Annotated in this window: 37 protein-coding genes and 1 pseudogene; 36 read left to right on the top strand and 2 right to left on the bottom strand. The window is 59.6% G+C overall.

The annotated features are described in order from the left end of the window. The 32 genes and pseudogenes from tuf to dsbD form a co-directional block, all read left to right on the top strand. Positions 1 to 144 (top strand): annotated as a pseudogene (tuf, locus tag FFS45_RS16575) (elongation factor Tu); the annotation flags it as partial. Between the two features lie 136 nt (positions 145 to 280). Beyond that, the gene (gene rpsJ, locus FFS45_RS16580) at positions 281 to 592 is read left to right on the top strand and encodes a 30S ribosomal protein S10 (protein ID WP_006998489.1); all 312 of its coding nucleotides are present in this window, start codon (positions 281 to 283) and stop codon (positions 590 to 592) included. Positions 593 to 803: 211 nt separating this feature from the next. After that, positions 804 to 1,463, top strand: coding sequence for a 50S ribosomal protein L3 (rplC, locus tag FFS45_RS16585; protein ID WP_090695779.1), 660 nt, complete (start codon positions 804 to 806; stop codon positions 1,461 to 1,463). After that, positions 1,463 to 2,083, top strand: a complete 621-nt coding sequence (rplD, locus tag FFS45_RS16590; RefSeq protein ID WP_074262706.1) for a 50S ribosomal protein L4 — start codon at positions 1,463 to 1,465, stop codon at positions 2,081 to 2,083. Before rplC ends, rplD begins: the two co-directional genes overlap by 1 nt. Continuing rightward, entirely contained in the window at positions 2,080 to 2,394 is a 315-nt protein-coding gene (gene rplW, locus FFS45_RS16595; RefSeq protein WP_090695781.1) for a 50S ribosomal protein L23, read from the top strand. Before rplD ends, rplW begins: the two co-directional genes overlap by 4 nt. Positions 2,395 to 2,396: 2 nt before the next feature. Further along, the gene (rplB, locus tag FFS45_RS16600) at positions 2,397 to 3,224 is read left to right on the top strand and encodes a 50S ribosomal protein L2 (RefSeq protein WP_137955739.1); all 828 of its coding nucleotides are present in this window, start codon (positions 2,397 to 2,399) and stop codon (positions 3,222 to 3,224) included. Positions 3,225 to 3,234: 10 nt separating this feature from the next. Next, positions 3,235 to 3,510 (top strand): 30S ribosomal protein S19, encoded by a 276-nt coding sequence (gene rpsS / locus FFS45_RS16605; RefSeq protein WP_004199273.1) that lies wholly within the window; start codon positions 3,235 to 3,237, stop codon positions 3,508 to 3,510. Positions 3,511 to 3,517: 7 nt separating this feature from the next. After that, entirely contained in the window at positions 3,518 to 3,850 is a 333-nt protein-coding gene (rplV, locus tag FFS45_RS16610; RefSeq protein WP_208449389.1) for a 50S ribosomal protein L22, read from the top strand. Positions 3,851 to 3,861: 11 nt separating this feature from the next. Beyond that, a complete protein-coding gene (gene rpsC, locus FFS45_RS16615; RefSeq protein ID WP_137955740.1) occupies positions 3,862 to 4,677 on the top strand; it encodes a 30S ribosomal protein S3 in 816 nt (271 codons plus the stop codon). A 2-nt stretch (positions 4,678 to 4,679) separates the two neighbouring features. Then, positions 4,680 to 5,096, top strand: coding sequence for a 50S ribosomal protein L16 (rplP, locus tag FFS45_RS16620; protein WP_074262702.1), 417 nt, complete (start codon positions 4,680 to 4,682; stop codon positions 5,094 to 5,096). Between the two features lie 10 nt (positions 5,097 to 5,106). Continuing rightward, the gene (gene rpmC, locus FFS45_RS16625; RefSeq protein WP_007180130.1) at positions 5,107 to 5,301 is read left to right on the top strand and encodes a 50S ribosomal protein L29; all 195 of its coding nucleotides are present in this window, start codon (positions 5,107 to 5,109) and stop codon (positions 5,299 to 5,301) included. After that, positions 5,298 to 5,570: a 30S ribosomal protein S17 gene (gene rpsQ, locus FFS45_RS16630; RefSeq protein ID WP_007180129.1), complete on the top strand. Its 273-nt coding sequence runs from the start codon at positions 5,298 to 5,300 to the stop codon at positions 5,568 to 5,570. Before rpmC ends, rpsQ begins: the two co-directional genes overlap by 4 nt. 288 nt (positions 5,571 to 5,858) lie before the next feature. Beyond that, positions 5,859 to 6,227 (top strand): 50S ribosomal protein L14, encoded by a 369-nt coding sequence (rplN, locus tag FFS45_RS16635; protein WP_006052212.1) that lies wholly within the window; start codon positions 5,859 to 5,861, stop codon positions 6,225 to 6,227. 9 nt (positions 6,228 to 6,236) lie between these two features. Then, positions 6,237 to 6,545 carry a 50S ribosomal protein L24 gene (rplX, locus tag FFS45_RS16640; RefSeq protein WP_074262701.1) on the top strand — a complete coding sequence of 103 codons (309 nt, stop codon included), beginning with the start codon at positions 6,237 to 6,239 and terminating at the stop codon, positions 6,543 to 6,545. Positions 6,546 to 6,562: 17 nt separating this feature from the next. Next, positions 6,563 to 7,102 (top strand): 50S ribosomal protein L5, encoded by a 540-nt coding sequence (gene rplE, locus FFS45_RS16645; RefSeq protein WP_006052214.1) that lies wholly within the window; start codon positions 6,563 to 6,565, stop codon positions 7,100 to 7,102. 7 nt (positions 7,103 to 7,109) lie between these two features. Continuing rightward, a complete protein-coding gene (gene rpsN / locus FFS45_RS16650; RefSeq protein WP_013340737.1) occupies positions 7,110 to 7,415 on the top strand; it encodes a 30S ribosomal protein S14 in 306 nt (101 codons plus the stop codon). A gap of 14 nt (positions 7,416 to 7,429) precedes the next feature. Further along, positions 7,430 to 7,825: a 30S ribosomal protein S8 gene (gene rpsH, locus FFS45_RS16655; RefSeq protein ID WP_074262699.1), complete on the top strand. Its 396-nt coding sequence runs from the start codon at positions 7,430 to 7,432 to the stop codon at positions 7,823 to 7,825. Positions 7,826 to 7,843: 18 nt separating this feature from the next. Beyond that, positions 7,844 to 8,374 (top strand): 50S ribosomal protein L6, encoded by a 531-nt coding sequence (rplF, locus tag FFS45_RS16660; RefSeq protein ID WP_137955741.1) that lies wholly within the window; start codon positions 7,844 to 7,846, stop codon positions 8,372 to 8,374. A 12-nt stretch (positions 8,375 to 8,386) separates the two neighbouring features. Next, a complete protein-coding gene (rplR, locus tag FFS45_RS16665) occupies positions 8,387 to 8,752 on the top strand; it encodes a 50S ribosomal protein L18 (protein ID WP_006052218.1) in 366 nt (121 codons plus the stop codon). Positions 8,753 to 8,766: 14 nt separating this feature from the next. Further along, positions 8,767 to 9,285, top strand: coding sequence for a 30S ribosomal protein S5 (rpsE, locus tag FFS45_RS16670; protein ID WP_090695792.1), 519 nt, complete (start codon positions 8,767 to 8,769; stop codon positions 9,283 to 9,285). A gap of 11 nt (positions 9,286 to 9,296) precedes the next feature. Further along, positions 9,297 to 9,479 carry a 50S ribosomal protein L30 gene (gene rpmD, locus FFS45_RS16675; protein WP_007180126.1) on the top strand — a complete coding sequence of 61 codons (183 nt, stop codon included), beginning with the start codon at positions 9,297 to 9,299 and terminating at the stop codon, positions 9,477 to 9,479. Positions 9,480 to 9,508: 29 nt separating this feature from the next. Next, entirely contained in the window at positions 9,509 to 9,943 is a 435-nt protein-coding gene (gene rplO, locus FFS45_RS16680) for a 50S ribosomal protein L15 (RefSeq protein ID WP_074301421.1), read from the top strand. A 46-nt stretch (positions 9,944 to 9,989) separates the two neighbouring features. After that, the gene (secY, locus tag FFS45_RS16685) at positions 9,990 to 11,336 is read left to right on the top strand and encodes a preprotein translocase subunit SecY (RefSeq protein ID WP_137955742.1); all 1,347 of its coding nucleotides are present in this window, start codon (positions 9,990 to 9,992) and stop codon (positions 11,334 to 11,336) included. Between the two features lie 8 nt (positions 11,337 to 11,344). Next, entirely contained in the window at positions 11,345 to 11,563 is a 219-nt protein-coding gene (gene infA / locus FFS45_RS16690; RefSeq protein ID WP_004521905.1) for a translation initiation factor IF-1, read from the top strand. A 20-nt stretch (positions 11,564 to 11,583) separates the two neighbouring features. Then, a complete protein-coding gene (gene rpmJ, locus FFS45_RS16695) occupies positions 11,584 to 11,700 on the top strand; it encodes a 50S ribosomal protein L36 (protein ID WP_004199844.1) in 117 nt (38 codons plus the stop codon). A gap of 41 nt (positions 11,701 to 11,741) precedes the next feature. Continuing rightward, positions 11,742 to 12,107, top strand: a complete 366-nt coding sequence (rpsM, locus tag FFS45_RS16700; protein ID WP_006052223.1) for a 30S ribosomal protein S13 — start codon at positions 11,742 to 11,744, stop codon at positions 12,105 to 12,107. A 28-nt stretch (positions 12,108 to 12,135) separates the two neighbouring features. Continuing rightward, on the top strand, positions 12,136 to 12,540 hold the full coding sequence (rpsK, locus tag FFS45_RS16705; RefSeq protein WP_137955743.1) for a 30S ribosomal protein S11: 405 nt from the start codon (positions 12,136 to 12,138) through the stop codon (positions 12,538 to 12,540). Between the two features lie 154 nt (positions 12,541 to 12,694). Continuing rightward, the gene (rpsD, locus tag FFS45_RS16710; protein WP_074262694.1) at positions 12,695 to 13,318 is read left to right on the top strand and encodes a 30S ribosomal protein S4; all 624 of its coding nucleotides are present in this window, start codon (positions 12,695 to 12,697) and stop codon (positions 13,316 to 13,318) included. Between the two features lie 124 nt (positions 13,319 to 13,442). Then, positions 13,443 to 14,420: a DNA-directed RNA polymerase subunit alpha gene (gene rpoA / locus FFS45_RS16715; RefSeq protein ID WP_006052226.1), complete on the top strand. Its 978-nt coding sequence runs from the start codon at positions 13,443 to 13,445 to the stop codon at positions 14,418 to 14,420. Positions 14,421 to 14,604: 184 nt separating this feature from the next. After that, the gene (rplQ, locus tag FFS45_RS16720; RefSeq protein ID WP_137955744.1) at positions 14,605 to 14,997 is read left to right on the top strand and encodes a 50S ribosomal protein L17; all 393 of its coding nucleotides are present in this window, start codon (positions 14,605 to 14,607) and stop codon (positions 14,995 to 14,997) included. Between the two features lie 178 nt (positions 14,998 to 15,175). Continuing rightward, positions 15,176 to 15,508, top strand: coding sequence for a divalent-cation tolerance protein CutA (gene cutA, locus FFS45_RS16725; protein ID WP_137955745.1), 333 nt, complete (start codon positions 15,176 to 15,178; stop codon positions 15,506 to 15,508). Next, complete coding sequence (dsbD, locus tag FFS45_RS16730) at positions 15,501 to 17,414, top strand: protein-disulfide reductase DsbD (protein ID WP_137955746.1); 1,914 nt, start codon at positions 15,501 to 15,503, stop codon at positions 17,412 to 17,414. The genes cutA and dsbD overlap by 8 nt, the downstream gene beginning before the upstream one ends. 131 nt (positions 17,415 to 17,545) lie before the next feature. Here dsbD and hemB read toward each other — a convergent pair whose 3' ends face one another. After that, complete coding sequence (hemB, locus tag FFS45_RS16735; RefSeq protein ID WP_137955747.1) at positions 17,546 to 18,544, bottom strand: porphobilinogen synthase; 999 nt, start codon at positions 18,542 to 18,544, stop codon at positions 17,546 to 17,548. 278 nt (positions 18,545 to 18,822) lie between these two features. After that, positions 18,823 to 19,476, bottom strand: coding sequence for a ribosome biogenesis GTP-binding protein YihA/YsxC (yihA, locus tag FFS45_RS16740; RefSeq protein ID WP_137955748.1), 654 nt, complete (start codon positions 19,474 to 19,476; stop codon positions 18,823 to 18,825). Positions 19,477 to 19,678: 202 nt separating this feature from the next. On the opposite strand from yihA, the gene FFS45_RS16745 reads away from it, so the two are divergent. The 4 genes from FFS45_RS16745 (at position 19,679) to msrP (ending at position 25,044) form a co-directional block, all read left to right on the top strand. Continuing rightward, on the top strand, positions 19,679 to 20,332 hold the full coding sequence (locus tag FFS45_RS16745) for a c-type cytochrome (RefSeq protein ID WP_137955749.1): 654 nt from the start codon (positions 19,679 to 19,681) through the stop codon (positions 20,330 to 20,332). 126 nt (positions 20,333 to 20,458) lie between these two features. Beyond that, entirely contained in the window at positions 20,459 to 22,663 is a 2,205-nt protein-coding gene (locus FFS45_RS16750; protein ID WP_137955750.1) for a cytochrome c biogenesis protein ResB, read from the top strand. A gap of 4 nt (positions 22,664 to 22,667) precedes the next feature. Next, positions 22,668 to 23,882, top strand: a complete 1,215-nt coding sequence (ccsB, locus tag FFS45_RS16755) for a c-type cytochrome biogenesis protein CcsB (RefSeq protein ID WP_137955751.1) — start codon at positions 22,668 to 22,670, stop codon at positions 23,880 to 23,882. 166 nt (positions 23,883 to 24,048) lie between these two features. Then, positions 24,049 to 25,044: a protein-methionine-sulfoxide reductase catalytic subunit MsrP gene (gene msrP, locus FFS45_RS16760; RefSeq protein ID WP_137955752.1), complete on the top strand. Its 996-nt coding sequence runs from the start codon at positions 24,049 to 24,051 to the stop codon at positions 25,042 to 25,044.

Raw genomic sequence — 25,044 nt, forward strand, 5'->3', positions numbered from 1 at the left:
AAGGAAATGGTGATGCCGGGCGACAACGTGTCGATCACGGTGAAGCTGATCAACCCGATCGCGATGGAAGAAGGTCTGCGCTTCGCTATCCGTGAAGGTGGCCGTACCGTCGGTGCTGGTGTCGTCGCAAAGATTCTCGAGTAAAATCGAGGGTTCGCGGTTGCAGTAATTTGCAGTAAAGGTGCCCGGGGTCGGGCGCCCACCCTCAGTGGGTGTCCGGCCCTACGTTCTTTTTATATTTGGCGATGCAATATCGCCTCGCTCTTTCCAAGGAATTGTCATGCAGAACCAGAAAATCCGCATTCGCCTGAAGGCTTTCGACTATCGCCTGATCGATCAATCGGCAGCTGAAATCGTCGACACGGCAAAGCGGACTGGCGCAATCGTTCGTGGTCCGGTGCCCCTGCCGACCCGTATTCAACGTTTCGACATCCTGCGTTCGCCGCACGTCAACAAGACGTCGCGCGACCAGCTCGAAATCCGCACCCACCAACGCCTGATGGACATCGTTGATCCGACGGACAAGACCGTCGACGCACTGATGAAGCTCGATCTGCCGGCTGGTGTGGACGTGGAAATCAAGCTGCAATAAGGCTCTCAGGCGGTGTCTGGTCTACCGGGCATCGCTAAGTCATTGATTGCTTGCGGAAAACGAAAAGCCTCGCTATAATAGTGGGCTTTTCGCGCATTTGCGCAAAAAAGTCGGTGTGTTTCGGCCTGGTTTCATGCCTGAAGCTACTTGAAGCGGCGCCGGCATTTTGTAAATTAGCCCCGACCAATCGCAGTCGGGAATGGAGAAAACGATGAGCCTTGGACTCGTAGGTCGCAAGGTTGGCATGACCCGTATCTTTACGGCTGAAGGGGATTCGATTCCCGTCACCGTTCTGGACGTGTCCGACAACCGTGTGACGCAGATCAAGACTGTGGAAACCGATGGCTACACGGCCGTTCAGGTTGCATTCGGTACGCGCCGTGCATCGCGCGTGACGAAGCCGCTGGCAGGTCATCTCGCCAAAGCCGGTGTTGAAGCCGGTGAAATCCTCAAAGAATTCAAGATCGATGCCGCTAAGGCTGCCGAGCTGTCGAACGGCACCGTGGTTGGTCCCGACCTCTTCGAAGTAGGCCAGAAGGTCGACGTGCAAGGCGTGTCGATCGGTAAGGGCTACGCCGGTACCATCAAGCGTTACAACTTCGCATCCGGCCGTGCATCGCACGGTAACTCGCGCTCGCACAACGTGCCGGGTTCGATCGGTATGGCGCAGGATCCGGGTCGTGTTTTCCCGGGTAAGCGCATGACCGGTCACATGGGTGACGATACGGTAACCGTGCAAAACCTCGAAATCGCTCGTATCGACGCCGACCGCAAGCTGTTGCTGGTCAAGGGTGCCGTTCCGGGTGCTAAGGGCGGCAAGGTTTTCGTGACGCCGGCCGTGAAGACGCGCGCCGTGAAAGGAGCGAAATAATGGAACTTAAGCTCCTGAATGCCAATGGTCAGGAAGGCGCAGCTGTTAGCGCGTCGGACGTCGTGTTCGGCCGTGACTACAACGAAGCCCTGATTCACCAGGTTGTGGTGGCCTACCAGGCTAACGCACGCAGCGGTAATCGCGCGCAGAAGGACCGTGAGCAAGTCAAGCACACGACCAAGAAGCCGTGGCGTCAAAAGGGTACGGGTCGCGCCCGTGCCGGTATGTCGTCGAGCCCGTTGTGGCGCGGCGGTGGCCGTATCTTCCCGAATTCGCCGGAAGAAAACTTTTCGCACAAGGTTAACAAGAAGATGCATCGCGCAGGTCTCTGCTCGATCTTCTCGCAGCTGGCTCGCGAAGGCCGCATCTCGGTGGTTGACGAGCTGACGCTCGAAGCGCCGAAGACGAAGCTGCTGGCCGAAAAATTCAAGGCGATGGGTCTCGAATCCGTGCTGGTGATTACCGACACGGTTGATGAAAACCTGTACCTCGCGTCGCGCAACCTCGCCCATGTGGCAGTTGTCGAGCCGCGTTACGCCGACCCGCTGTCGCTGATCTACTTCAAGAAGATCCTGATCACGAAGGCTGCGGTCGCCCAGATCGAGGAGTTGCTGTCATGAGCGAGATTCGCAAGAACGATCATCGTTTGATGCAGGTCCTGCTCGCGCCGGTGATCTCCGAAAAGGCGACGCTGGTGGCCGACAAGAACGAACAGGTTGTGTTCGAAGTCGCGCCCGATGCTACGAAGCAGGAAGTGAAGGCCGCTGTTGAACTGATGTTCAAGGTGGAAGTCGATTCCGTCAACGTGCTGGTCCAGAAGGGTAAAGCCAAGCGCTTTGGCCGTTTCATGGGCAAGCGCAAGGACGTGAAGAAGGCATACGTCTGCCTGAAGCCCGGTCAGGAAATCAACTTTGAAGCGGAGGCCAAGTAATCATGGCAATCGTTAAAGTTAAGCCGACTTCGCCGGGTCGCCGCGCGATGGTCAAGGTGGTCAACAAGGAACTGCACAAGGGCAAGCCGTTCGCAGCGCTGCTCGACACGCAATCCTCGACCGCCGGCCGTAACAACAACGGCCACATCACCACGCGCCATAAGGGCGGTGGTCACAAGCATCACTATCGTGTCGTCGATTTCCGTCGCACGAAGGATGGCATTCCGGCCAAGGTCGAACGTCTTGAGTACGATCCGAACCGTAGCGCGAACATCGCGCTGGTTCTGTACGCAGACGGCGAACGCCGTTACATCATTGCACCGAAGGGCATTACCGTCGGCCAGCAACTGATGTCCGGTTCGGAAGCGCCGATCCGCGCAGGCAACACGCTGCCGATCCGCAACATTCCGGTCGGTACGACGATTCACTGCATCGAAATGCTGCCGGGCAAGGGCGCGCAAATGGCGCGTTCGGCTGGTACGTCGGCGATGCTGCTGGCTCGTGAAGGTACCTACGCACAGGTCCGCCTGCGCTCGGGTGAAATCCGCCGCGTTCACGTTGAATGCCGCGCGACGATTGGTGAAGTTGGCAACGAAGAGCATAGCCTCCGTCAAATCGGTAAGGCTGGTGCGAACCGCTGGCGCGGCATCCGCCCGACGGTGCGTGGCGTTGCAATGAACCCGGTCGATCACCCGCACGGCGGTGGTGAAGGCAAGACGGCTGCAGGTCGCGACCCGGTGAGCCCGTGGGGCACGCCGACGAAGGGTTACCGTACCCGCAGCAACAAGCGCACGACGAGCATGATCGTCCAGCGCCGTCACAAGCGTTAAGGAGTAGGCAATGGCACGTTCTGTAAAAAAAGGTCCGTTCTGCGACGCCCATTTGCTGAAGAAAGTTGAGGCGGCTGCAGCTTCGCGTGACAAGAAGCCGATCAAAACCTGGTCGCGTCGTTCGACGATTCTGCCGGATTTCATCGGTCTGACGATTGCCGTGCACAACGGCCGTCAACACGTTCCGGTGTACATCTCGGAAAACATGGTCGGCCACAAGCTTGGCGAGTTTGCATTGACCCGTACGTTCAAGGGTCACGCAGCCGACAAGAAGGCCAAGAAATAAGGGGCTCATGATGGAAGTGAAAGCAATTCATCGCGGTGCCCGCATCTCGGCGCAGAAAACGCGCCTTGTGGCTGACCAGATCCGCGGTTTGCCGGTCGACAAGGCGCTGAACGTTCTGACGTTCTCGCCGAAGAAGGCTGCGGGAATCGTGAAAAAGGTCGTGCTGTCGGCGATCGCGAATGCGGAGCACAACGAAGGCGCCGATATCGACGAGCTCAAGATCACGAGCATCTACGTCGACAAGGCTGCCTCTCTCAAGCGTTTTACTGCGCGCGCCAAGGGCCGCGGTAACCGCATCGAGAAGCAATCCTGTCACATCACTGTGACGGTCGGTAACTAAGGGGTCATACGATGGGACAGAAAATTCATCCGACTGGCTTCCGTTTGGCCGTCAGCCGCAACTGGGCTTCGCGTTGGTACGCGAACAACAGCAATTTTGCGGCGATGTTGCAGGAAGACATCGGTGTACGTGAGTACCTGAAGAAGAAGCTGAAGAACGCGTCCGTCGGCCGCGTTGTGATCGAGCGTCCTGCAAAGAACGCACGCATCACGATTTTCAGCTCGCGCCCGGGTGTTGTTATCGGTAAGAAGGGTGAAGACATTGAACTGCTGAAGTCCGAGCTGCAAAAGCGCATGGGCGTTCCGGTTCACGTCAACATCGAAGAAATCCGCAAGCCGGAAACCGATGCGCAGCTGATCGCCGATTCGATCACGCAACAGCTCGAGCGCCGGATCATGTTCCGCCGCGCGATGAAGCGTGCAATGCAAAACGCCATGCGTCTGGGTGCTCAAGGCATCAAGATCATGAGCGCAGGCCGTCTGAACGGCATCGAAATCGCCCGTACGGAATGGTATCGCGAAGGTCGCGTGCCCCTTCATACGCTGCGTGCTGACATCGACTACGCAACTTCGGAAGCGAAGACGACGTACGGCATCATCGGCGTGAAGGTGTGGGTCTACAAGGGCGATACGCTCGGCCGCAATGACGCACCGGTGGTTGAAGAAGTCGCCGAAGAAAAGCGTCCGCGCCGTAACGCACGTCCGGGTGGCGATCGCCGTCCGCGTCGCGATGGCGAAGGTGCTGCTCCGGCAGGTGCACGCCGTGGCGCCCCGCGTCGTACGGGTGGTGCTGGCGGCGCCGGCGGTGACGGCAAGACTGGAGAATAACGATGCTGCAACCGAAACGCAGAAAGTATCGCAAAGAGCAGAAAGGTCGTAACACCGGTATCGCTACCCGCGGCAACGCGGTGTCGTTCGGTGAATACGGTCTGAAGGCTATCGGTCGTGGTCGTCTGACCGCGCGCCAGATTGAAGCGGCGCGTCGTGCAATGACCCGTCACATCAAGCGTGGTGGCCGTATCTGGATCCGCATCTTCCCGGACAAGCCGATCTCGCACAAGCCGGCTGAAGTACGTATGGGTAACGGTAAAGGTAACCCTGAGTACTACGTCGCAGAGATTCAACCGGGCAAGATGCTGTACGAAATGGACGGCGTAACCGAAGAGTTGGCACGCGAAGCGTTCCGTCTGGCTGCAGCGAAGCTGCCGCTGAAGACGACCGTTATCGTTCGTCAGCTCGGCGCCTAAGGAGCAAATGATGAAGGCTTCCGAACTTCACCAGAAAGATCAGGCCGCGCTCAACAAGGAGCTGTCGGACCTGCTGAAGGCGCAATTCGGCCTGCGCATGCAACTCGCGACCCAGCAGCTCACGAACACGAGCCAGCTGAAGAAGGTCCGTCGCGACATCGCACGTGTGCGGACCGTCCTGACTGAGAAGGCGAACCAGAAATGAACGATAGCGTAAAAACCTCGCTCAAGCGGACGCTGGTCGGCAAGGTCGTCAGCAACAAGATGGACAAGACGGTCACCGTGCTGGTCGAGCACCGCGTGAAGCACCCGATCTACGGCAAGTACGTTGTGCGTTCGAAGAAGTACCACGCGCACGACGACGCGAACACGTACAACGAGGGCGACCTCGTTGAAATCCAGGAAACGCGTCCGATTTCTAAGACGAAAGCTTGGGTTGTGGCTCGCCTGGTTGAGGCTGCTCGCGTCATCTGACGCTACAAGTTGTAGAAGTAGTTGAAATCGCAGTAAGTTTCGCTTGCAAGACCGGGATTATTTGTTATAATCTCGGTCTTCCCTCTTTGTGGGAGCCCCGTCGCGGGCGAAGTTGGTGGGGGAAGCGGTTCAGGCGCCAGTCTGTTCCGAAGGATTCACCGGATTGCGATGGCGGGTTTCGTTTGCCGTCGCTGCTGTTCATACCCAAGCAGCCGATTGGCTGACGGGACCAAGACTGACCGGGTACGCCATGGTGGTGTGACCGGATTAAGTTGGGAAAGATAAACCATGATCCAGACCGAAACTCGGCTTGAAGTGGCCGACAACACGGGTGCGCGTGAAGTCATGTGCATCAAGGTGCTCGGCGGCTCGAAGCGTCGTTATGCCAGCATTGGCGACATCATCAAGGTGACCGTCAAAGAAGCAACGCCGCGCGGGCGCGTGAAGAAAGGCGAAATTTATAACGCCGTGGTGGTTCGCACCGCCAAGGGTGTTCGTCGTCAGGACGGCTCGCTGATCAAGTTCGATGGCAACGCCGCTGTGTTGTTGAATGCCAAGCTCGAACCTATTGGCACCCGTATTTTCGGGCCTGTCACGCGCGAGTTGCGTAGCGAACGATTCATGAAGATCGTTTCGCTGGCACCGGAAGTGCTGTAAGGAGTCGCGATGAACAAGATTCGCAAAGGTGACGAAGTTATCGTCATCACCGGCAAGGACAAGGGCAAGCGCGGCATCGTGCTGTCCGTTGGCGAAAACCATGTGACGGTCGAGGGTATCAACCTCGTCAAGAAGCATGTCAAGCCGAACCCGATGAAGGGTACGACGGGCGGCGTGGAAGCCAAGACGATGCCGCTGCAAATTTCGAACGTCGCATTGGTCGACGCGAATGGCAAGGCATCGCGTGTAGGCATCAAGGTCGAGGGAGACAAGAAAGTCCGTTTCCTCAAGACGACCGGTGCCGAGCTGAGCGCCTGACGCTGCGGAGTAAAAAAATGGCTCGTTTGCAAGAGTTTTACAAAGAAAAGGTTGTACCCGGCCTCATCGAGAAGTTCGGTTACAAGTCCGTGATGGAAGTGCCGCGCATCACCAAGATCACCCTGAACATGGGCCTTGGCGAAGCCGTTGCTGACAAGAAGATCATCGAAAACGCCGTTGGCGACCTGACGAAGATCGCAGGCCAGAAGCCGGTGATCACGAAGGCGCGCAAGGCAATCGCTGGCTTCAAGATCCGTCAGGGCTACCCGATCGGTGCCATGGTCACGTTGCGTGGTCAAGCAATGTACGAATTTCTGGACCGTTTCGTGACGGTTGCGCTCCCCCGCGTGCGCGACTTCCGTGGCGTGTCGGGTCGTGCGTTCGATGGTCGCGGCAACTACAACATCGGTGTGAAAGAGCAGATCATTTTCCCCGAAATCGACTACGACAAGATCGACGCACTGCGTGGGCTGAACATCAGCATCACGACGACTGCGAAGACCGACGACGAAGCAAAGGCTCTGCTCGCCAGCTTCAAGTTCCCGTTCAGAAACTGAGGTTACCGTGGCTAAACTGGCACTGATCGAACGTGAAAAGAAGCGTGCTCGCCTCGCTGCTAAGTACGCTCCCAAGCGTGCAGAGTTGAAGGCGATCATTAGCGATATGAGCAAGTCGGACGAAGAGCATTACGCAGCCCGTCTCGAACTGCAACAACTGCCTCGCAACTCTAACCCGACCCGTAAGCGCAATCGTTGCGCTATCACCGGTCGTCCGCGTGGCACGTTCCGTAAATTCGGGCTGGCGCGTAACAAGATTCGCGAAATCGCGTTCCGCGGCGAGATCCCTGGCCTGACCAAGGCGAGCTGGTAATAGGAGAAACATAAATGAGCATGAGTGATCCTATCGCCGATATGCTGACTCGCATCCGCAACGCGCAGATGGTCGAGAAAGTTTCGGTGCAGATGCCCTCGTCGAAAGTGAAGGTTGCGATTGCGCAAGTCCTCAAGGACGAAGGCTATATCGACGATTTCGCAGTGAAGTCTGAAGGTGCGAAGTCGGAATTGAACATCGTGTTGAAGTACTACGCTGGCCGTCCGGTCATCGAACGCATTGAGCGCGTTTCGAAGCCTGGTCTGCGTGTGTACCGCGGCCGTAACGACATCCCCGTGGTCATGAATGGCCTCGGCGTGGCAATCGTGTCGACGCCGAAGGGCGTGATGACGGACCGCAAGGCGCGCGCTACGGGCGTTGGCGGCGAAGTCATCTGCTACGTCGCTTAAGGCCGAAAGGAGAGAAACATGTCTCGAGTAGGTAAAAGCCCGATCGCGCTGCAAGGCGCAGAAGTGGCCCTGAGCGACGATCGCATTACCGTCAAGGGTCCGCTGGGTACGATTACGCAGGCTGCAAACCGCCTCGTGAAAGTGGTGAACGACAACGGCACGCTGAAGTTCGAGCCGGTGGACGAAAGCCGCGAAGCGAATGCGATGTCGGGCACGATGCGCGCACTGGTTGCGAACATGGTGAACGGCGTGACGAAGGGTTTCGAGCGCAAGCTGACGCTGGTTGGCGTCGGTTACCGCGCACAGGCGCAAGGCGACAAGCTGAACCTGTCGCTGGGTTTCTCGCACCCCGTGGTGCACCAGATGCCGGAAGGCGTCAAGGCTGAAACCCCGACGCAAACCGAAATCGTGATCAAGGGGATCAATAAGCAACAAGTTGGCCAGGTCGCTGCAGAAGTGCGCGGCTATCGCCCGCCGGAGCCCTACAAGGGCAAGGGTGTGCGTTACGCCAATGAGGTTGTGATCCTCAAAGAAACGAAGAAGAAGTAAGGGTGCGCAATCATGGATAAGACTCAATCTCGCCTGCGCCGCGCTCGTCAGACGCGTATCAAGATCGCTGAGCTGCAGGTCGCGCGTCTCGCCGTGCATCGCACGAACACGCACATCTATGCGCAAGTGTTCTCGCCGTGCGGCACCAAGGTGCTCGCCAGCGCGTCGACGCTCGAAGCCGAAGTGCGTGCGCAACTGGCTGATCAGACCGGCAAGGGTGGCAACGTCGCTGCTGCTACGCTGATCGGCAAGCGCATTGCAGAAAAGGCTAAGGCTGCCGGCATCGAATCCGTCGCCTTCGACCGTTCGGGTTTCCGTTACCACGGCCGCGTGAAAGCGCTGGCTGATGCGGCGCGCGAAGCCGGACTCAAGTTCTAAGGGAAGAATTCGTCATGGCAAAGATGCAAGCGAAAGTTCAGGCTGACGAACGCGACGACGGCCTGCGCGAAAAGATGATTTCGGTCAACCGCGTGACCAAGGTTGTGAAGGGCGGCCGGATTCTCGGTTTTGCCGCACTGACCGTGGTTGGCGACGGTGATGGCCGCGTCGGTATGGGCAAGGGCAAGGCGAAGGAAGTGCCGGTCGCTGTTCAGAAGGCGATGGAGCAAGCCCGCCGCAACATGTTCAAGGTGCCGCTGAAGAACGGTACCCTGCAACACGAAGTGCACGGCAAGCACGGCGCATCGATGGTCCTCCTCGCTCCGGCGAAGGACGGTACCGGTGTGATCGCCGGCGGTCCGATGCGCGCAGTGTTCGACGTGATGGGCGTGCAGAATGTGGTGGCCAAGAGCCACGGTTCGACGAACCCGTACAACCTCGTTCGTGCAACGCTCGACGGCCTGCGCAAGCAGTCCACGCCGAGCGATATCGCGGCGAAGCGTGGCAAGTCCGTCGAAGAAATTCTGGGCTAAAGGTGGACACCATGTCTGATAAAACTGTCAAGGTTCAGCTCGTCAAGAGCCTGATCGGGACCCGCGAAACGCACCGCGCTACGGTGCGTGGCTTGGGCCTGCGTCGACTCAACTCGGTTAGCGAGTTGCAAGACACGCCGGCTGTGCGCGGCATGATCAACAAGGTTTCGTACCTCGTTAAGGTCATCAGCTAAGCGGCTGACCCGGACTCAAGGAGTTGATAATGGAATTGAATAACCTGAAGCCGGCCGAAGGCTCGAAGCACGCAAAGCGTCGCGTGGGTCGTGGTATCGGTTCGGGCCTCGGCAAGACGGCTGGCCGTGGTCACAAGGGTCAGAAGTCGCGTTCGGGCGGCTTCCACAAGGTTGGCTTCGAAGGCGGTCAAATGCCGCTGCAACGTCGCCTGCCGAAGCGGGGCTTCACCTCGCTGACGAAGGAATTCGTTGGTGAAGTGCGTCTGTCGGATCTGGAAAAGCTGCCGGTCGACGAAATCGATCTGCTGGCTCTGAAGCAAGCCGGCCTGGTCGGTGAGCTGATCAAGAGCGCCAAGATCATCGCGACGGGCGAGCTGAAGCGCAAGATCGTTGTGAAGGGTCTGGGTGCGACGAAGGGTGCGCGTGCTGCGATTGAAGCAGCGGGCGGCTCCTTTGCCGAGTAACGTGCAAGTCGTTTGCCGTCACTAGCATTTGCATCGGAGAAGCTACTTGGCTAACAGCCCGAGTCTCGCAAAACCCGGTCGAAGCGCGGCGAAGTTTGGCGATCTGCGCAAGCGTGCAGTATTCCTGCTGCTGGCGCTGATCGTCTACCGTATCGGCGCGCATATTCCGGTTCCGGGTATTGATCCGGACCAACTGGCAAAGCTGTTCCAAAGCCAGTCGGGTGGCATCCTTGGCATGTTCAACATGTTCTCGGGTGGCGCACTTTCGCGGTTCACGATTTTCGCGCTTGGGATCATGCCGTACATTTCGGCGTCGATCATCATGCAGTTGCTGGCGATCGTCTCGCCGCAAATGGAAGCGTTGAAGAAAGAGGGGCAGGCGGGTCAACGGAAGATTACGCAGTACACGCGTGTCTTTACGGTCCTGCTGGCGACGTTCCAGGCGTTCGGCATTGCCGTCGCGCTTGAGAATCAGCAAGGCCTTGTGATCGATCCGGGTATGGTGTTCCGGCTGACAACGGTCGTCACGCTGGTGACCGGCACGATGTTCCTGATGTGGCTGGGTGAGCAGATCACGGAACGCGGGCTTGGCAACGGTATCTCGATCATTATTTTCGGCGGGATTGCAGCGGGTTTCCCCAATGCGATCGGCGGTCTGTTCGAACTGGTGCGAACCGGCTCGATGGGCCCGGTCTCGGCGATCATCGTGGTTGCACTGATTGCTGCTGTGACGTATCTGGTGGTGTTCATCGAACGCGGCCAGCGCAAGATCCTCGTGAACTATGCGAAGCGGCAGGTCGGTAACAAGATTTACGGCGGGCAGTCGTCACATCTGCCGCTGAAGCTGAACATGTCGGGCGTGATTCCGCCGATCTTCGCATCGTCGATCATTCTCTTCCCGGCAACTATCCTGAACTGGTTCAGTTCGGGGTCGCGTAACAGCTGGTTCGCAGACACGCTGCACAATGTGGCTGAGGCGCTTAAGCCTGGTCAACCGGTGTATGTGTTGTTGTACGCGTTGGCGATCGTTTTCTTCTGCTTCTTCTACACCGCTTTGGTGTTCAACAGCAGGGAGACGGCCGACAACCTGAAGAAGAGCGGCGCTTTCGTTCCGGGTATCCGCCCGGGCGACCAGACGGCTCGATATATCGACCGCATCCTCACGCGTCTGACGCTGGCCGGTGCGATCTACATCGTGTTCGTGTGTCTGCTGCCCGAATTTCTGGTGCTGCGCTGGAACGTGCCGTTTTATTTTGGTGGAACGTCGCTGCTGATCATTGTCGTCGTCACAATGGATTTCATGGCGCAGGTGCAGTCGTACGTTATGTCGCAACAGTATGAATCGCTGCTGAAGAAAGCCAATTTCAAAGGCGGCGGCGTCCCGATGCGTTGAAAGGACTTATGGCCAAAGACGATGTGATCCAGATGCAGGGCGAAGTTATCGAAAACCTGCCTAATGCTACCTTCAGGGTGAAGCTGGAAAACGGCCATGTCGTATTGGGACACATATCCGGCAAGATGCGGATGCATTACATCCGAATCCTGCCGGGCGACAAGGTGACGGTTGAATTGACGCCTTACGATCTGTCGCGTGCGCGGATCGTGTTCCGGGCGAAGTGATTTGAAAAAAGGGTAATATCATGAAAGTGATGGCATCGGTTAAGCGCATTTGCCGCAATTGCAAGATCATCAAGCGCAAAGGCGTTGTGCGCGTGATTTGCAGCTCTGATCCGCGCCACAAACAGCGTCAAGGCTGAACGCCGCGCTTTTGCTTGCGCTTTTTGTTTGAGGAAAAACAATGGCTCGTATCGCAGGGGTTAACATCCCGAATCACCAGCATACCGAAATCGGCCTGACGGCGATTTACGGTATTGGCCGCACGCGCTCGCGCGACATTTGCGTCGCTGCTGGTGTGGCATTTTCGAAGAAGGTCAAGGACCTGAACGACGCAGACCTCGAAAAGCTGCGTGAAGAAGTCGGCAAGTTCATCGTTGAAGGCGATCTTCGCCGTGAAACGACGATGAACATCAAGCGCCTGATGGATCTCGGCTGCTATCGTGGCGTGCGTCACCGTAAGGGCTTGCCCCTGCGTGGCCAACGCACGCGTACGAATGCCCGTACGCGCAAGGGTCCGCGTCGTGCAGCGCAATCGCTGAAGAAGTAAGCGGGACTGACAGTTACAGGAAAACGTAATGGCTAAGGCTCAGAACAACTCCGCGGCGCAACGCGTTCGCAAGAAGGTCAAGAAGAACGTCGCCGAGGGCGTGGTTCACGTTCACGCGTCGTTCAATAACACCATCATCACGATCACCGATCGTCAGGGTAATGCACTTGCCTGGGCAACGTCGGGTGGTCAGGGCTTCAAGGGTTCGCGTAAATCGACTCCGTTTGCAGCTCAGGTGGCAGCCGAATCGGCTGGCCGCGTGGCGATGGAATACGGCGTGAAGAACCTCGAAGTGCGGATCAAGGGCCCCGGCCCTGGCCGTGAGTCCGCGGTGCGCGCGTTGCATGGTCTTGGCATCAAGATCACCGCGATCTCCGACGTGACGCCGGTACCGCACAACGGCTGCCGTCCGCCGAAGCGTCGTCGTATCTAAGACGCTGGTTTCGCGAGCGCCTGTTGCCGCCGGGTTGAGTGCCGGCGACGACGGGCTGCTTGCGTTATTGAATTGACTAAGCCCACCGTTCGACCCAAAGGGTTCGAACTAGCGCGAGCGCGAGTTCGCGTGATTAATCATAGAAGGAATCAACGTGGCACGTTATATCGGCCCTAAGGCCAAGCTGTCCCGCCGTGAAGGCACTGACCTCTTCCTGAAGAGCGCCCGTCGTTCGCTGGCTGACAAGTGCAAGCTTGACAGCAAGCCTGGCCAACATGGCCGCACCTCGGGTGCCCGTACGTCCGACTACGGCACGCAGCTGCGCGAAAAGCAAAAAGTGAAGCGCATCTACGGTGTGCTCGAGCGCCAGTTCCGCCGTTACTTCGCTGAAGCCGACCGCCTCAAGGGCAACACGGGTGAAAACCTGCTGCAATTGCTCGAGTCGCGCCTCGACAACGTCGTGTATCGCATGGGCTTCGGCTCGACGCGCGCTGAAGCGCGTCAGCTCGTCGGCCACAAGGCGATCACGGTGAACGGCGTCGTCACCAACATCCCGTCGCTGCAAGTCAAGGCAGGTGACGTGGTTGCGGTGCGTGAACAGGCGAAGAAGCAAGCGCGTATTCTCGAAGCGCTGTCGCTGGCTGAGCAAGGCGGTCTGCCGAGCTGGGTCGCTGTCGATTCGAAGAAGTTCGAAGGCACGTTCAAGAGCAAGCCGGAACGCAGCGATATCGCTGGCGATATCAACGAAAGCCTGATCGTCGAATTGTATTCGCGGTAATCGGATTGACGGCCGGGGCACCCTGATTGCGATGCGCAAGGGGGCGCCTCGGCTGTTTATTTTCAGGTTGTTACCGGTCAGCCTTATCGGTGTAACGAGCCGAGGGTATTGAAAAGGAAAACCTATGCAAACCAGTTTGTTGAAGCCCAAGATCATCGCGGTTGAATCGCTTGGTGAGAGCCATGCGAAAGTGGTCATGGAACCGTTTGAACGCGGTTACGGCCACACCTTGGGTAACGCGCTTCGGCGTGTGCTGCTGTCGTCGATGATCGGCTACGCGCCGACCGAAGTGACGATCGCAGGCGTGGTTCACGAGTATTCGACGCTCGACGGTGTGCAAGAGGACGTAGTCAACCTGTTGCTGAACCTGAAGGGCGTGGTGTTCAAGCTGCATAACCGTGACGAAGTGACGGTTACGCTGCGCAAGGAAGGCGAAGGCGTTGTCACCGCTGGCGACATCGAACTCGCGCACGATTGCGAAGTGATCAATCCGGATCACGTGATTGCGCACCTGTCGAAGGGCGGCAAGCTCGACGTGCAGATCAAGGTCGAAAAGGGCCGCGGTTACGTGCCGGGTAACGTCCGTCGTTACGGCGAAGAGTCGGCCAAGATCATCGGCCGTATCGTGCTGGACGCGTCGTTCTCGCCGGTTCGCCGTGTGAGCTACGCCGTGGAAAGCGCGCGTGTCGAACAGCGTACCGACCTCGACAAGCTCGTGATGAACATCGAAACCAACGGTGTGATTTCGCCGGAAGAAGCGATCCGTCAATCGGCGCGCATTCTGGTCGATCAACTGTCGGTGTTCGCTGCTCTGGAAGGCACGGAAGCTACGGCTGAAGCACCGTCGCGTGCGCCGCAGATCGATCCGATCCTGCTGCGTCCGGTGGATGATCTCGAACTCACGGTTCGTTCCGCGAACTGCCTGAAGGCCGAGAACATTTACTACATCGGCGACCTGATCCAGCGCACGGAAAACGAGTTGCTGAAGACGCCGAATCTGGGCCGCAAGTCGCTGAACGAAATCAAGGAAGTACTGGCGTCGCGTGGTTTGACGCTCGGCATGAAGCTCGAAAACTGGCCGCCGGCTGGGCTGGACAAGTAAGCGCGAGCTTATAGAGCACTCATCCGGGACGAAAGTCACCGCTGCACTACTGGCATGGACGCGGATTTTCCTTTAAAATCCGCGTCTTGCCTTTTTTCACTACCGGCCCGTGCACTCGCAGCCCCATGGGTTTGCCGAGCGCGATAGAAGAGCTGGACCAAAACTTTGAATCAAAGGAATTAACATGCGTCACCGTCATGGTCTGCGGAAACTGAACCGCACGAGCAGCCACCGTCTGGCAATGCTCCGTAACATGTCCAACTCGTTGATCGAGCACGAAGTCATCAAGACGACGCTGCCGAAGGCGAAGGAACTCCGTAAAGTCGTCGAGCCGCTGATCACGCTCGGCAAGAAGCCGTCGCTGGCAAATCGTCGTCTGGCGTTCAACCGCCTGCGCGATCGTGACTCCGTCACGAAGCTGTTCGACGTGCTGGGCCCGCGTTTCGCAAACCGTCCGGGTGGCTACCTGCGCATCCTGAAGTTCGGTTTCCGCGTCGGCGACAACGCACCGATGGCTCTGGTCGAATTGATGGACCGTCCGGAAGTCGAAGAAGTTGAAGTGCAAGAAGCTGAGTAAGCTTCCTGCATAGGCGAAAAGGCCAGGCGAATGCCTGGCCTTTTTGTTTGTGGCGGCGCAAACACCGGGACGCTGCCAACCGCGCAGACCCTCAGGCGGGCTTCCGGCAGCCGTCTGCGGTTGATCGAGTCCGGTGATAGGATAGCGTCACGCCTGTTAGACCCTGCCGGAGCTGTCTGTGAGTTCGAATGTGACGTTGATCCTGACGACCGTACCTGACGCGGATACGGCGCAGAAACTGGCAGCGCAGGTGCTACACGCGCGGCTCGCTGCATGCGTCAGCCAGCAGGGAACTGTCCATTCGACTTACCACTGGCAAGGCAAAATCGAGTCTGCCGAAGAGATTCAATTGCTCTTCAAGACGAGCGCGGCGCGAGCTCTCGAGCTCGAACTGTTCATCCAGAAACACCACCCGTACGACACACCCGAAATCCTCTGCTGGCAAGCCACAGCTTCCGTCGCCTATGGCCAGTGGGTCATTGCTGAAACTCAACGCCCTGTTCATGTTTAACGCTCTCCACCAACGGGGGCGCGAGTCGCTGCGCGCGGCCGTCCTGTTTATCTCCTGCTTGCTGGTTGTCTTGATGTCCGCCGGTGCGGCGCGTGCGGCGGATGATTTCCTCGATCCGTCGGACGCTTTCAAGTTCAGCGCGACGGAGCAACCCGGCGAAGTGCTCGTTCACTACAAGATCGCCGACGGTTATTACATGTATCGGGAGCGTTTCTCGTTCGCCACCCGCAACGGCACCGTGACGATCGGCGATCCTCAGTTGCCGGCTGGCCACGTGAAGTACGACGAGACCTTCGCGAAGAACGTCGAGACGTATCGCAATGAGTTGACGATTCGCATCCCGGTGAAACAGGCCGCAGGACCGTTCGATCTGGCCGTGACATCGCAAGGGTGCGCGGACGCCGGCATCTGTTATCCGCCCATGGAGCGCGTGTACCACGTCGACGGCGCCGCCCTGCAGGCCGCCACCTCCAGCACGCCGCCCGCAGCTGGCGTCGCACAGGCAACGCCGGCCAACCGTGCGCCGGCAGGGGACGCTTCTTCCTGGTACGAACGCACAACCAGCGCCGACTACGCTCAGTCACTCCTGCAAGGCGGCAGCTTCTTTGCGATCGTCGGCCTGTTCTTTGTGGCCGGCGCCGTGCTCAGCCTGCTGCCGTGTTCATACCCGATGATCCCGATCCTGTCGGCGATCATCATCGGTGAAGGGGCGCGCGTCACCCGCGGGCGCGGCTTTGCGCTTTCGCTTGCCTATGTGATCGGCATGGCGCTGGTGTATACGGTGCTTGGCATTGCCGCGGCGCTGGTTGGCCAGAGCCTCGGCGCGTGGCTGCAGAATCCTTGGGTGCTGGGTGCATTCGGCGTGCTGCTGACAGTGTTCGCCGTGACGCTGATAGCGGGCTATGACATCGCCCTGCCGCAACGTTGGCAGGATGGCGCCTCGCGTGCGTCGCAGGGGCGCTCGGGCGGCAAATTCGCGGCGGTGGCGGCGATGGGCGCACTGTCGGCGCTGGTGGTCGGCGCCTGCATGACCGCGCCGTTGTTCGCGATCCTGGCGTTTGTCGCGCATACCGGCAACGCGGTGCTCGGCGGGGCCGCGCTGTTCTCGATGGGCATCGGCCTCGGCGTTCCGCTCCTGATCATCGGTCTTGGCGCCGGTACGTTCCTGCCGCGCGCGGGAGCATGGATGGACGGCGTGAAGGTGTTTTTCGGCGTGGTCCTGCTCGCGGCCGCGTTATGGATCGTGTGGCCGGTGTTGGGCGCCGCTGCTCAAATGCTATTGAGCGCAGCGTGGCTGCTGGTGGCGGCGGCTGCATTGGGATTGTTTTCCCCGGTGGCCGGCGGCAGTTCGGTATGGCGCCGACTCGGCCGCGGCCTGGGTGTCGCGCTGACCATCTGGGCTGCCGTACTGCTGGTGGGACTGGCAGCCGGCTCGTCGGATCCGCTCAAGCCGCTCGCGGTACTGGCCGCGCGCGGCGGCGTGGGTGATGTGGGTGGGGGCGCAGGCGCACCCTCGGGCGCGCTGAACGCGGCACCCGCCGACAGCCTCACTTTTGCCCCGGTCCGTTCAACGACTCAACTCGACGAGGCCGTCAAGACCGCTGCGCAGCCGGCGATGCTCGATTTCTATGCCGACTGGTGCGTGAGCTGCAAGGAGATGGAGAAATTCACCTTTAGCGATCCGCGGGTGCATGCCCGTCTGCAGCAACTCAACCTGCTGCGCGCGGATGTGACCGCAAACACGCCCGATGACCAGGCCTTGCTGAAGCGCTTCAAGCTGTTTGGGCCGCCGGGCATCATCTTCTTCGATCAAAGCGGCGCCGAGGTGCTGCGCGTGGTCGGCTACGAGTCGGCTGATACCTTCCTGCATAGCCTCGACCGGCTTGCCACGCCGCCTCAGTCGTAACGCCGGTATCAGGCGCGGCTCATGCCGCGCGCTGTCCAGCGCCCCCGCTCGCACTCATCCATCGCGAGGCGCAGCGCCCCCGCTTGTACGCATGTAGCACGAGGCGCAGAGACCCGCACCTCGGAACCTCGTTACTTCTGCTCACGCAAGATGCGCGCTGCATCGAGCGCAAAGTACGTCAGCACGCCATCCGCACCGGCTCGCTTGAACGCCAGCAGCGACTCCATCATCGCCTTGTCGTGATCGAGCCAGCCGTTCTGCGCGGCCGCCTTGAGCATTGCGTACTCGCCGCTCACCTGATAGACATAAGTCGGGAAGCGGAACTCGTCCTTTACCCGGCGCACGATATCGAGGTACGGCATGCCGGGCTTCACCATCACCATGTCCGCGCCTTCTTCGATGTCCGCGCGCACTTCGCGTAGCGCTTCGTCTGAATTCGACGGGTCCATCTGATAGGTCATCTTGTTGCTCTTGCCGAGGTTCGTCGCGGAACCCACAGCATCGCGGAACGGGCCGTAGAAGGCCGACGCGAACTTGGCCGAATAAGCCATGATCCGCGTATGGATGTGATCCTCGCTCTCAAGCATTTCGCGGATCGCCCCAATGCGCCCGTCCATCATGTCCGACGGCGCGACGATATCGACACCGGCCTCAGCTTGCGCGCGCGCCTGCTCGACGAGAATATCGACGGTCTCGTCGTTGATCACATAACCGGCCTCATCGATCACGCCGTCCTGACCGTGGCTCGTGTAAGGATCGAGCGCGACGTCGGTCAGAACGCCCAGTTCCGGGAAACGCTTCTTCAGTTCGCGGACGGCGCGCGGAATCAGACCGGCTTCGTTGGTGGCTTCGCGGCCATCCGGGGTCTTCAGCGACGGCTCGATCGCCGGAAACAGCGACAACACGGGCACGCCGAGTTCGACGCATTGTTCGGCCACGCGCATCAGCAGATCGACCGACACGCGCTCGACGCCCGGCATCGACGGCACGGCTTGCCGCACGTTGGTGCCTTCGACGACGAACACGGGGTAGATCAGGTCGTTGGTGGTGAGGATGTTTTCGCGCATGAGGCGGCGCGAGAAGTCGTCACGGCGCATGCGGCGCGGACGATGATGCGGATAGAAGCTCATATCGAATGTCGTGGGTATCGTGGAGAGAGCAAAAACACTTGCCTCCGCCTGCTGGAAACTCTTTTCGAGACAATGGTATATCATACCGATCGAGCAAGGCGCGATGCGCTGACCTCCCCGCTTCTCCTCCCTGAGCGGGTGCCTGTCGTTTTTCGATTAGGCTGTTTGGCCCGCCGTCAGTAGCGGCGGGTTTTTTTATGGGCGAACGAAATAGGGCCCTGATAGAGCCCCCGCCTTCTCCATGTGGATCTCACGCGTTTATTCTGCAGCCGCTGTATTTACTCGGCAGCGTCCGTGCCGCCCTTCTCTTCAGGGATCAGCCAGCCTTCGATCAGCTCGTGAGCCTCGTCCAGACCGACCCGTTTGAGAGCCGAGAACAACTGGGCGGTCAATTCGCCCTGATAGCCCGCCGCGCGATACTCGGCCAGCCCCTTCTGGGTGGCCCGCAGGGCGTTGACACTCTCTTGCCGCGTCAATTTGTCGCACTTCGTCAGCAAGGTGTGGATCGGCTTGCCGGTCGGGGCGAACCACTCGATCATCCGGCGGTCCAGATCCGTCAGCGGGCGCCGCGAATCCATCATCAGGATCATGCCGCACAGTTGCGAGCGCGACTGCAGGTAGGTGGACAGCAGCGCCTCCCAGTGGGCCTTGGCGGCTCCCGGTACTTCCGCATAGCCGTAACCGGGCAGATCCACCAGATGCGCCACCGGCTCGGCAGCCGGCCCGACCGAGAAATAGTTGATGTGCTGGGTACGGCCCGGCGTCTTACTGGCGAACGCGAGGCGTTTCTGGTTGCACAACAGGTTGATTGCCGTCGACTTGCCCGCATTCGAGCGCCCGGCAAACGCTATTTCGGGCTGCGGGGTAGGCGGCAGATCACGCAGGTGATTGACGGTCGTAAAGAAGCGGGATTGGTGGAGCAGGAAGGACATGGGGGAACCAGGATATGAGACGCCGGGGAACCCGGAGTGGGGACGGGTCAAGCCCGACTGGCGTCTAAGCGATTAGCGAGTTATTGTACAATACGATGGTTTACTGAAAACCTGAGGGGTCAGCGCGCGTGCCTCTGCGGTAAATCAGTCACCGTCGTTTTGCAGAACCTCTAATTCCCACAAGACGAAACAGGGTGTGCGAATGAATCGACTGTGCAAAGCTCTGATGGTGTTTCAAGTAGCGGCAAGTCTTTCAGGTTTAGCAGTTCAGGCGCGAGCAGCAGATCCGGCAAAGCCGGACATCAACCGGGGGCAGGCAATTGCGGCGCAGGTTTGCGCGTCGTGTCACGGCGCCGACGGCAATAGCACCGGCGGGGCCTATCCCAAGCTGGCCGGCCAGCATCCCGAATATCTCGTCAAGCAGTTGATGGATTTCAAAACCCAGCCCGGCGCCAAGCAGCCTGCGCGTAATAATGCGATTATGGCCGGCATGGCCGCAGCGCTGTCCAACCAGGATATGGTTAACGTCGCGGCGTATTTTGCGGCGCAGACGCCGAAGCCCGGTTACGCACACGACAAGAACACGGTAGCGCTGGGGCAGAAGATTTATCGCGCGGGTATCGCCGAACGGGCTGTGCCGGCGTGCGCAAGCTGCCATGGACCTACCGGTCAGGGTATTCCGGTGCAGTATCCGCGTCTGTCGGGGCAGTGGGCCGAGTACACAGTGGCACAGTTGAACGCGTTCACGCAGGGTGCGGGCGCGCGCAACAACAGCGACCCGATGCATACCATTGCGTCGCGGTTGTCGGATAGCGATATCAAGGCTGTGGCCGATTACATCGCGGGCTTGCATTAGGAAGCCCGCAGCAAATGCAGCCGGCCCATCGAGGCCGGTGAAAAACAAGAAAAGGGTGATGGCGTCGTGCGCTTTGTGCGCGAGCGGCGGCCGTTCACCCTTTTTTGCTGTTCTGTCGGAGTGTGAATGAGCGTCACCACGTCGGGTGTTGAATTGAAGTCGGGCCAGCGGCCTATGCGTCGCGTCGTCGAGTTGTTGAGTTCGATGCGATTTGCCATCGCGCTGCTGGTGATCCTCTCGATTGCCAGCATCATCGGCACCGTCCTTACCCAGGACGATCCGTATCCCAATTACGTCAATCAGTTCGGCCCGTTCTGGGCGGATATCTTCCGTTCGCTGAGCCTGTACACCGTGTACAGCGCATGGTGGTTCATGCTGATCCTCGGCTTCCTGATGGTCTCGGTGTCGCTGTGCGTGATCCGCAACGCACCGAAGATGATCGCCGACATGAAGAGCTGGAAGGACAAGGTCCGCGAATCAAGCCTGCGGGCGTTTCACCACAAGGGTGAGTTCGCGGTGAGTGGCACGCGCGAAGAGACCACGGCCACGCTGGCGAAACTGTCGGGTCGGCTTGGCTACAGGTTCGTTAGGCGCGAATCGAATGGCTCGACGCTGATTGCCGCCAAGCGCGGTGCGCTCACCAAGCTCGGTTACATTTCCGCCCACCTTGCGATCGTGATCATCTGCCTGGGCGGTCTGCTCGACAGCAACCTGCCCATCAAGCTGCAGATGTGGATGTTCAACAAGACGCCCATCAACAGTAACTCGGTGATCAGCGATATTCCGCCCGAGCACCGCCTGTCGGAGTCCAATCCGACTTTCCGCGGTTACGCGTGGGTGCCGGAAGGTGAGCATGTCTCGACGGCGATCCTGAACCAGCCGAATGGATCGCTGATCCAGGATCTGCCGTTCTCGATCCAGTTGAACAAGTTCATCGTCGATTACTACTCAACCGGCATGCCGAAGCTGTTCGCGAGCGACATCGTCGTGATCGATCACAAGACCGGCGCGAAGATCCCGGCGCGGGTCGAAGTGAACAAGCCGTTCGAGTACGACGGCGTGTCGATCTATCAGTCGAGCTTCCAGGACGGCGGCTCGCAGATGCAGATGACCGCGTATCCGATGACCGGTGACAGTGCGAAAACCGCCCCCTTCGGCGGCACGATCGGCAACTCGGCGCCCTTGGGCAATGCCGTGCCGGGCGCGGACGGCCAGACTATCGAATTTGCCGATTTCCGCGCCATCAACGTCGAAAACGTCTCGAACGGCAGCGGCGCCAATGATGCTCGCGGCGTCGCGCATCAGTCGTTGAAGGAGGCCTTCGACGAGCGCCTCGGCTCGGGTGCGAAGACCTCGAAGCCGCTGGATCTGCACAATGTCGGCCCGTCGGTGCAGTACAAGGTGCGTGGCAAGGACGGCCAGGCGCGCGAATACAACAACTACATGCTGCCGGTCGACGTAAGCGGCGAGAAGATGTTCCTGGCCGGCATGCGCATCAATCCGGACGATCCGTTCCGCTATCTGCGCATTCCCGCCGACCAGGGCGGCACGGTCAAGGAATGGATGAACCTGCGCGCGACGCTGGAGAATCCGGCCATGCGCGCTGCCGCCGCACACCGTTTCGCACAGCGCTCGGTGCCGGCATCGAACGCGGATCTGCAGAAGCACCTCGAAGAAAGCGCGCTACGCGTACTGACCCTCTTTGCAGGCGGCGACAGCAGCATCGGCATGATGCAGGGCGGCCAGAATATCGGCGGCTTCCAGGCGATCGCGGCGTTCATTGACCGGTCGGTGCCGAAGGGCGAGCAGGAAAAGGCTGCTTCGCTGCTGCTGCGCATGCTCGAGGGCTCGACCTGGGACTTGTGGCAACTGGCCCGTGAGCAGGCCGGCGAGCCCGACGTCGCACCGTCGGCAGACAGCAGCCTGTTCATTCAGAGCTCGATTAACGCAATATCTGACAGCTTTTTGTATGGTTCGCCGGTCTATTTACAACTCGACTCATTCAGGCAGGTGCAAGCTTCGGTATTTCAGTTGACGCGCGCGCCGGGCAAAAAAGTCGTGTATCTTGGCAGCCTGCTCCTCGTATTGGGCATCTTCTCGATGTTCTACGTCCGCGAACGGCGCCTCTGGTTCTGGATTAAAGATACCGATCACGGCACGAACGTCGTAATGGCGATGTCGAGCGCGCGCAAGACGCTCGACTTCGACAAGGAGTTTGCTCAAACGCGCGACACCGTCGGCGCCGTGCTGGGTGCCAAACCCAATGACGCAGCCGACACGGCCGGCACCCCCGGTGCATCGTCCGCAGGCTCACACGATTCGACCCGGTAAGATCATGGACTTGACTCAGGTTTCCTCCTCCCCCTCGCGCGGCAGCGCATCGGCCAAGAATGCGGCGTCCCGGCCCGAGCAGCATCAGGCGCTGCTCGACGAGCGGCCCTTTCTGAAGCGCCTCGGCGTTTTCGACTGGCTGTTCGCGCTGGCGCTGGTCGGGGGCGCGGGTTTTGCCCTGTCGCGCTATCACGCGTTCATGAACTACTACGACAAGCTGGTACTGGTGTGCGCAGTGCCGGTTTTCGTCACGCTCGGCTGGCGCTGGAAGCCCGCGCGGCTCCTGATCGCCGGTATCGCCTTGCTGTCGCTGTTTGCAATCCAGGTCTACCAGGGCGACCTGTCACGGGCCGATAGCGCGTTCTTCCTCAAATACTTCCTGTCGAGCCAGTCGGCCATCCTGTGGATGAGCGCGCTGTTCGTGCTCGCCACGCTGTTCTACTGGATCGGCCTGATCTCGCGTTCGCCCACCGGCGCCGCGATCGGCTCGAAGATGACGTGGGCGGCGGTGCTGATGGGCTTTGTCGGCCTGATGGTGCGCTGGTACGAGTCGTACCTGATCGGCTCGGACGTGGGCCATATCCCGATCTCGAACCTGTACGAAGTGTTCGTGCTGTTCAGCCTGATCACCGCGCTGTTCTATCTGTACTACGAGCAGCACTACAATACCCGGGCGCTCGGCGCTTTCGTGCTGCTGGTGATCAGCGCCGCGGTCGGCTTCCTGATGTGGTACTCGATTTCCCGCGATGCGCAGCAGATCCAGCCACTCGTGCCGGCGCTGCAAAGCTGGTGGATGAAGATTCACGTGCCAGCTAACTTTATCGGCTACGGCAGCTTCGCGCTGTCGGCGATGGTCGGCGTCGCGTATCTGGTGAAGGAAAAAGGTGTACTGGCGGACCGCCTGCCGCCGCTCGAAGTGCTCGACGACCTGATGTACAAGTCGATTGCGGTCGGTTTCGCCTTCTTCACGATTGCCACGATTCTCGGCGCGCTGTGGGCTGCGCAGGCCTGGGGGGGGTACTGGAGCTGGGACCCGAAGGAAACCTGGGCGCTGATCGTGTGGCTGAATTACGCCGCCTGGCTGCACATGCGCCTCATGAAGGGCCTGCGCGGCGCGGTTGCTGCCTGGTGGGCGCTGACGGGCCTGCTCGTGACCACCTTCGCATTCCTCGGCGTGAATATGTTCCTCTCCGGGCTGCATAGCTACGGCAAGCTGTAATATCCGCCGCGCTCAACCGACTAAGAACCGCTGTGTGCCTTGCACCGGCGGTTTTTTCGTTTTCGCGGGAATATTCGCGCATCCGGAGTGTTGGTCTGAACAGTAGCGATGGATGCGTAGTCGAACGATCATCAACGTGGCCCGCCGGGCCAGCAGGAGTTGCACCATGTGGATCAAGCGAAGCGACAGGATTGCACTGCGGGGCGACGATATTGCCCGCAGCGAAATCACGCCGAGGCGCGTGTATGAGAACCGGCGGCGCGTGCTGCGGGCAGCCGGCGCGGCAGCGATGGGGAGTCTGATCGGCGCGAGCGGTGAGGCGTTCGCCGAATATTCGTCTCCCGACGCGAAGGGACAGAAGTTGTCGGCGAAGACGAATGCCAGGTTCGTAGCAACGGATAAAGTCACGTCTTACAAAGACATTACCACCTACAACAACTTCTACGAGTTCGGGACCGACAAGAGCGACCCGGCACAGAACGCCGGCACATTGCGGCCGCATCCCTGGCGCGTGAGCGTCGAGGGCGAGGTGAAGAACGCCAAGGTATACGACATCGACGATCTGCTGAAGATGGCGCCGCTCGAGGAGCGCGTGTACCGGCACCGCTGCGTCGAGGGCTGGTCGATGGTGATGCCGTGGATCGGCTTTCCTTTGTCGGAGCTGATCAAGCGGGCCCAGCCTAACGGCAATGCCAGGTACGTACAGTTCATCACGCTGGCCGATCCGTCGCAGATGCCGGGCCTGGCCACGCCGATTCTGGACTGGCCGTACTCCGAGGGACTGCGGATGGATGAAGCAATGAATCCGCTGACCTTGCTGACGGTGGGCCTCTACGGTGACGTGCTACCCAACCAGAACGGTGCGCCGCTGCGGATCATCGTTCCCTGGAAATACGGCTTCAAGAGCGGCAAGTCGCTGGTGAAGATCCGCTTCGTCGACAAGCAGCCGGCCACGAGCTGGAACACCTACGCACCGAACGAATACGGCTTCTACTCGAACGTGAATCCGAATGTCGACCATCCGCGCTGGAGCCAGGCCACCGAGCGGCGCATCGGCGAAGACGGTTTCTTCACGCCCAAGAGAAAGACGCTGATGTTCAATGGCTATGGCGATCTGGTCGCGTCGCTGTATCAGGGCATGGACCTGAAGAAGAACTTCTGA

Origin of the sequence: Burkholderia sp. 4M9327F10, from assembly GCF_005503145.1 — a bacterium.
GTDB lineage: Bacteria > Pseudomonadota > Gammaproteobacteria > Burkholderiales > Burkholderiaceae > Paraburkholderia.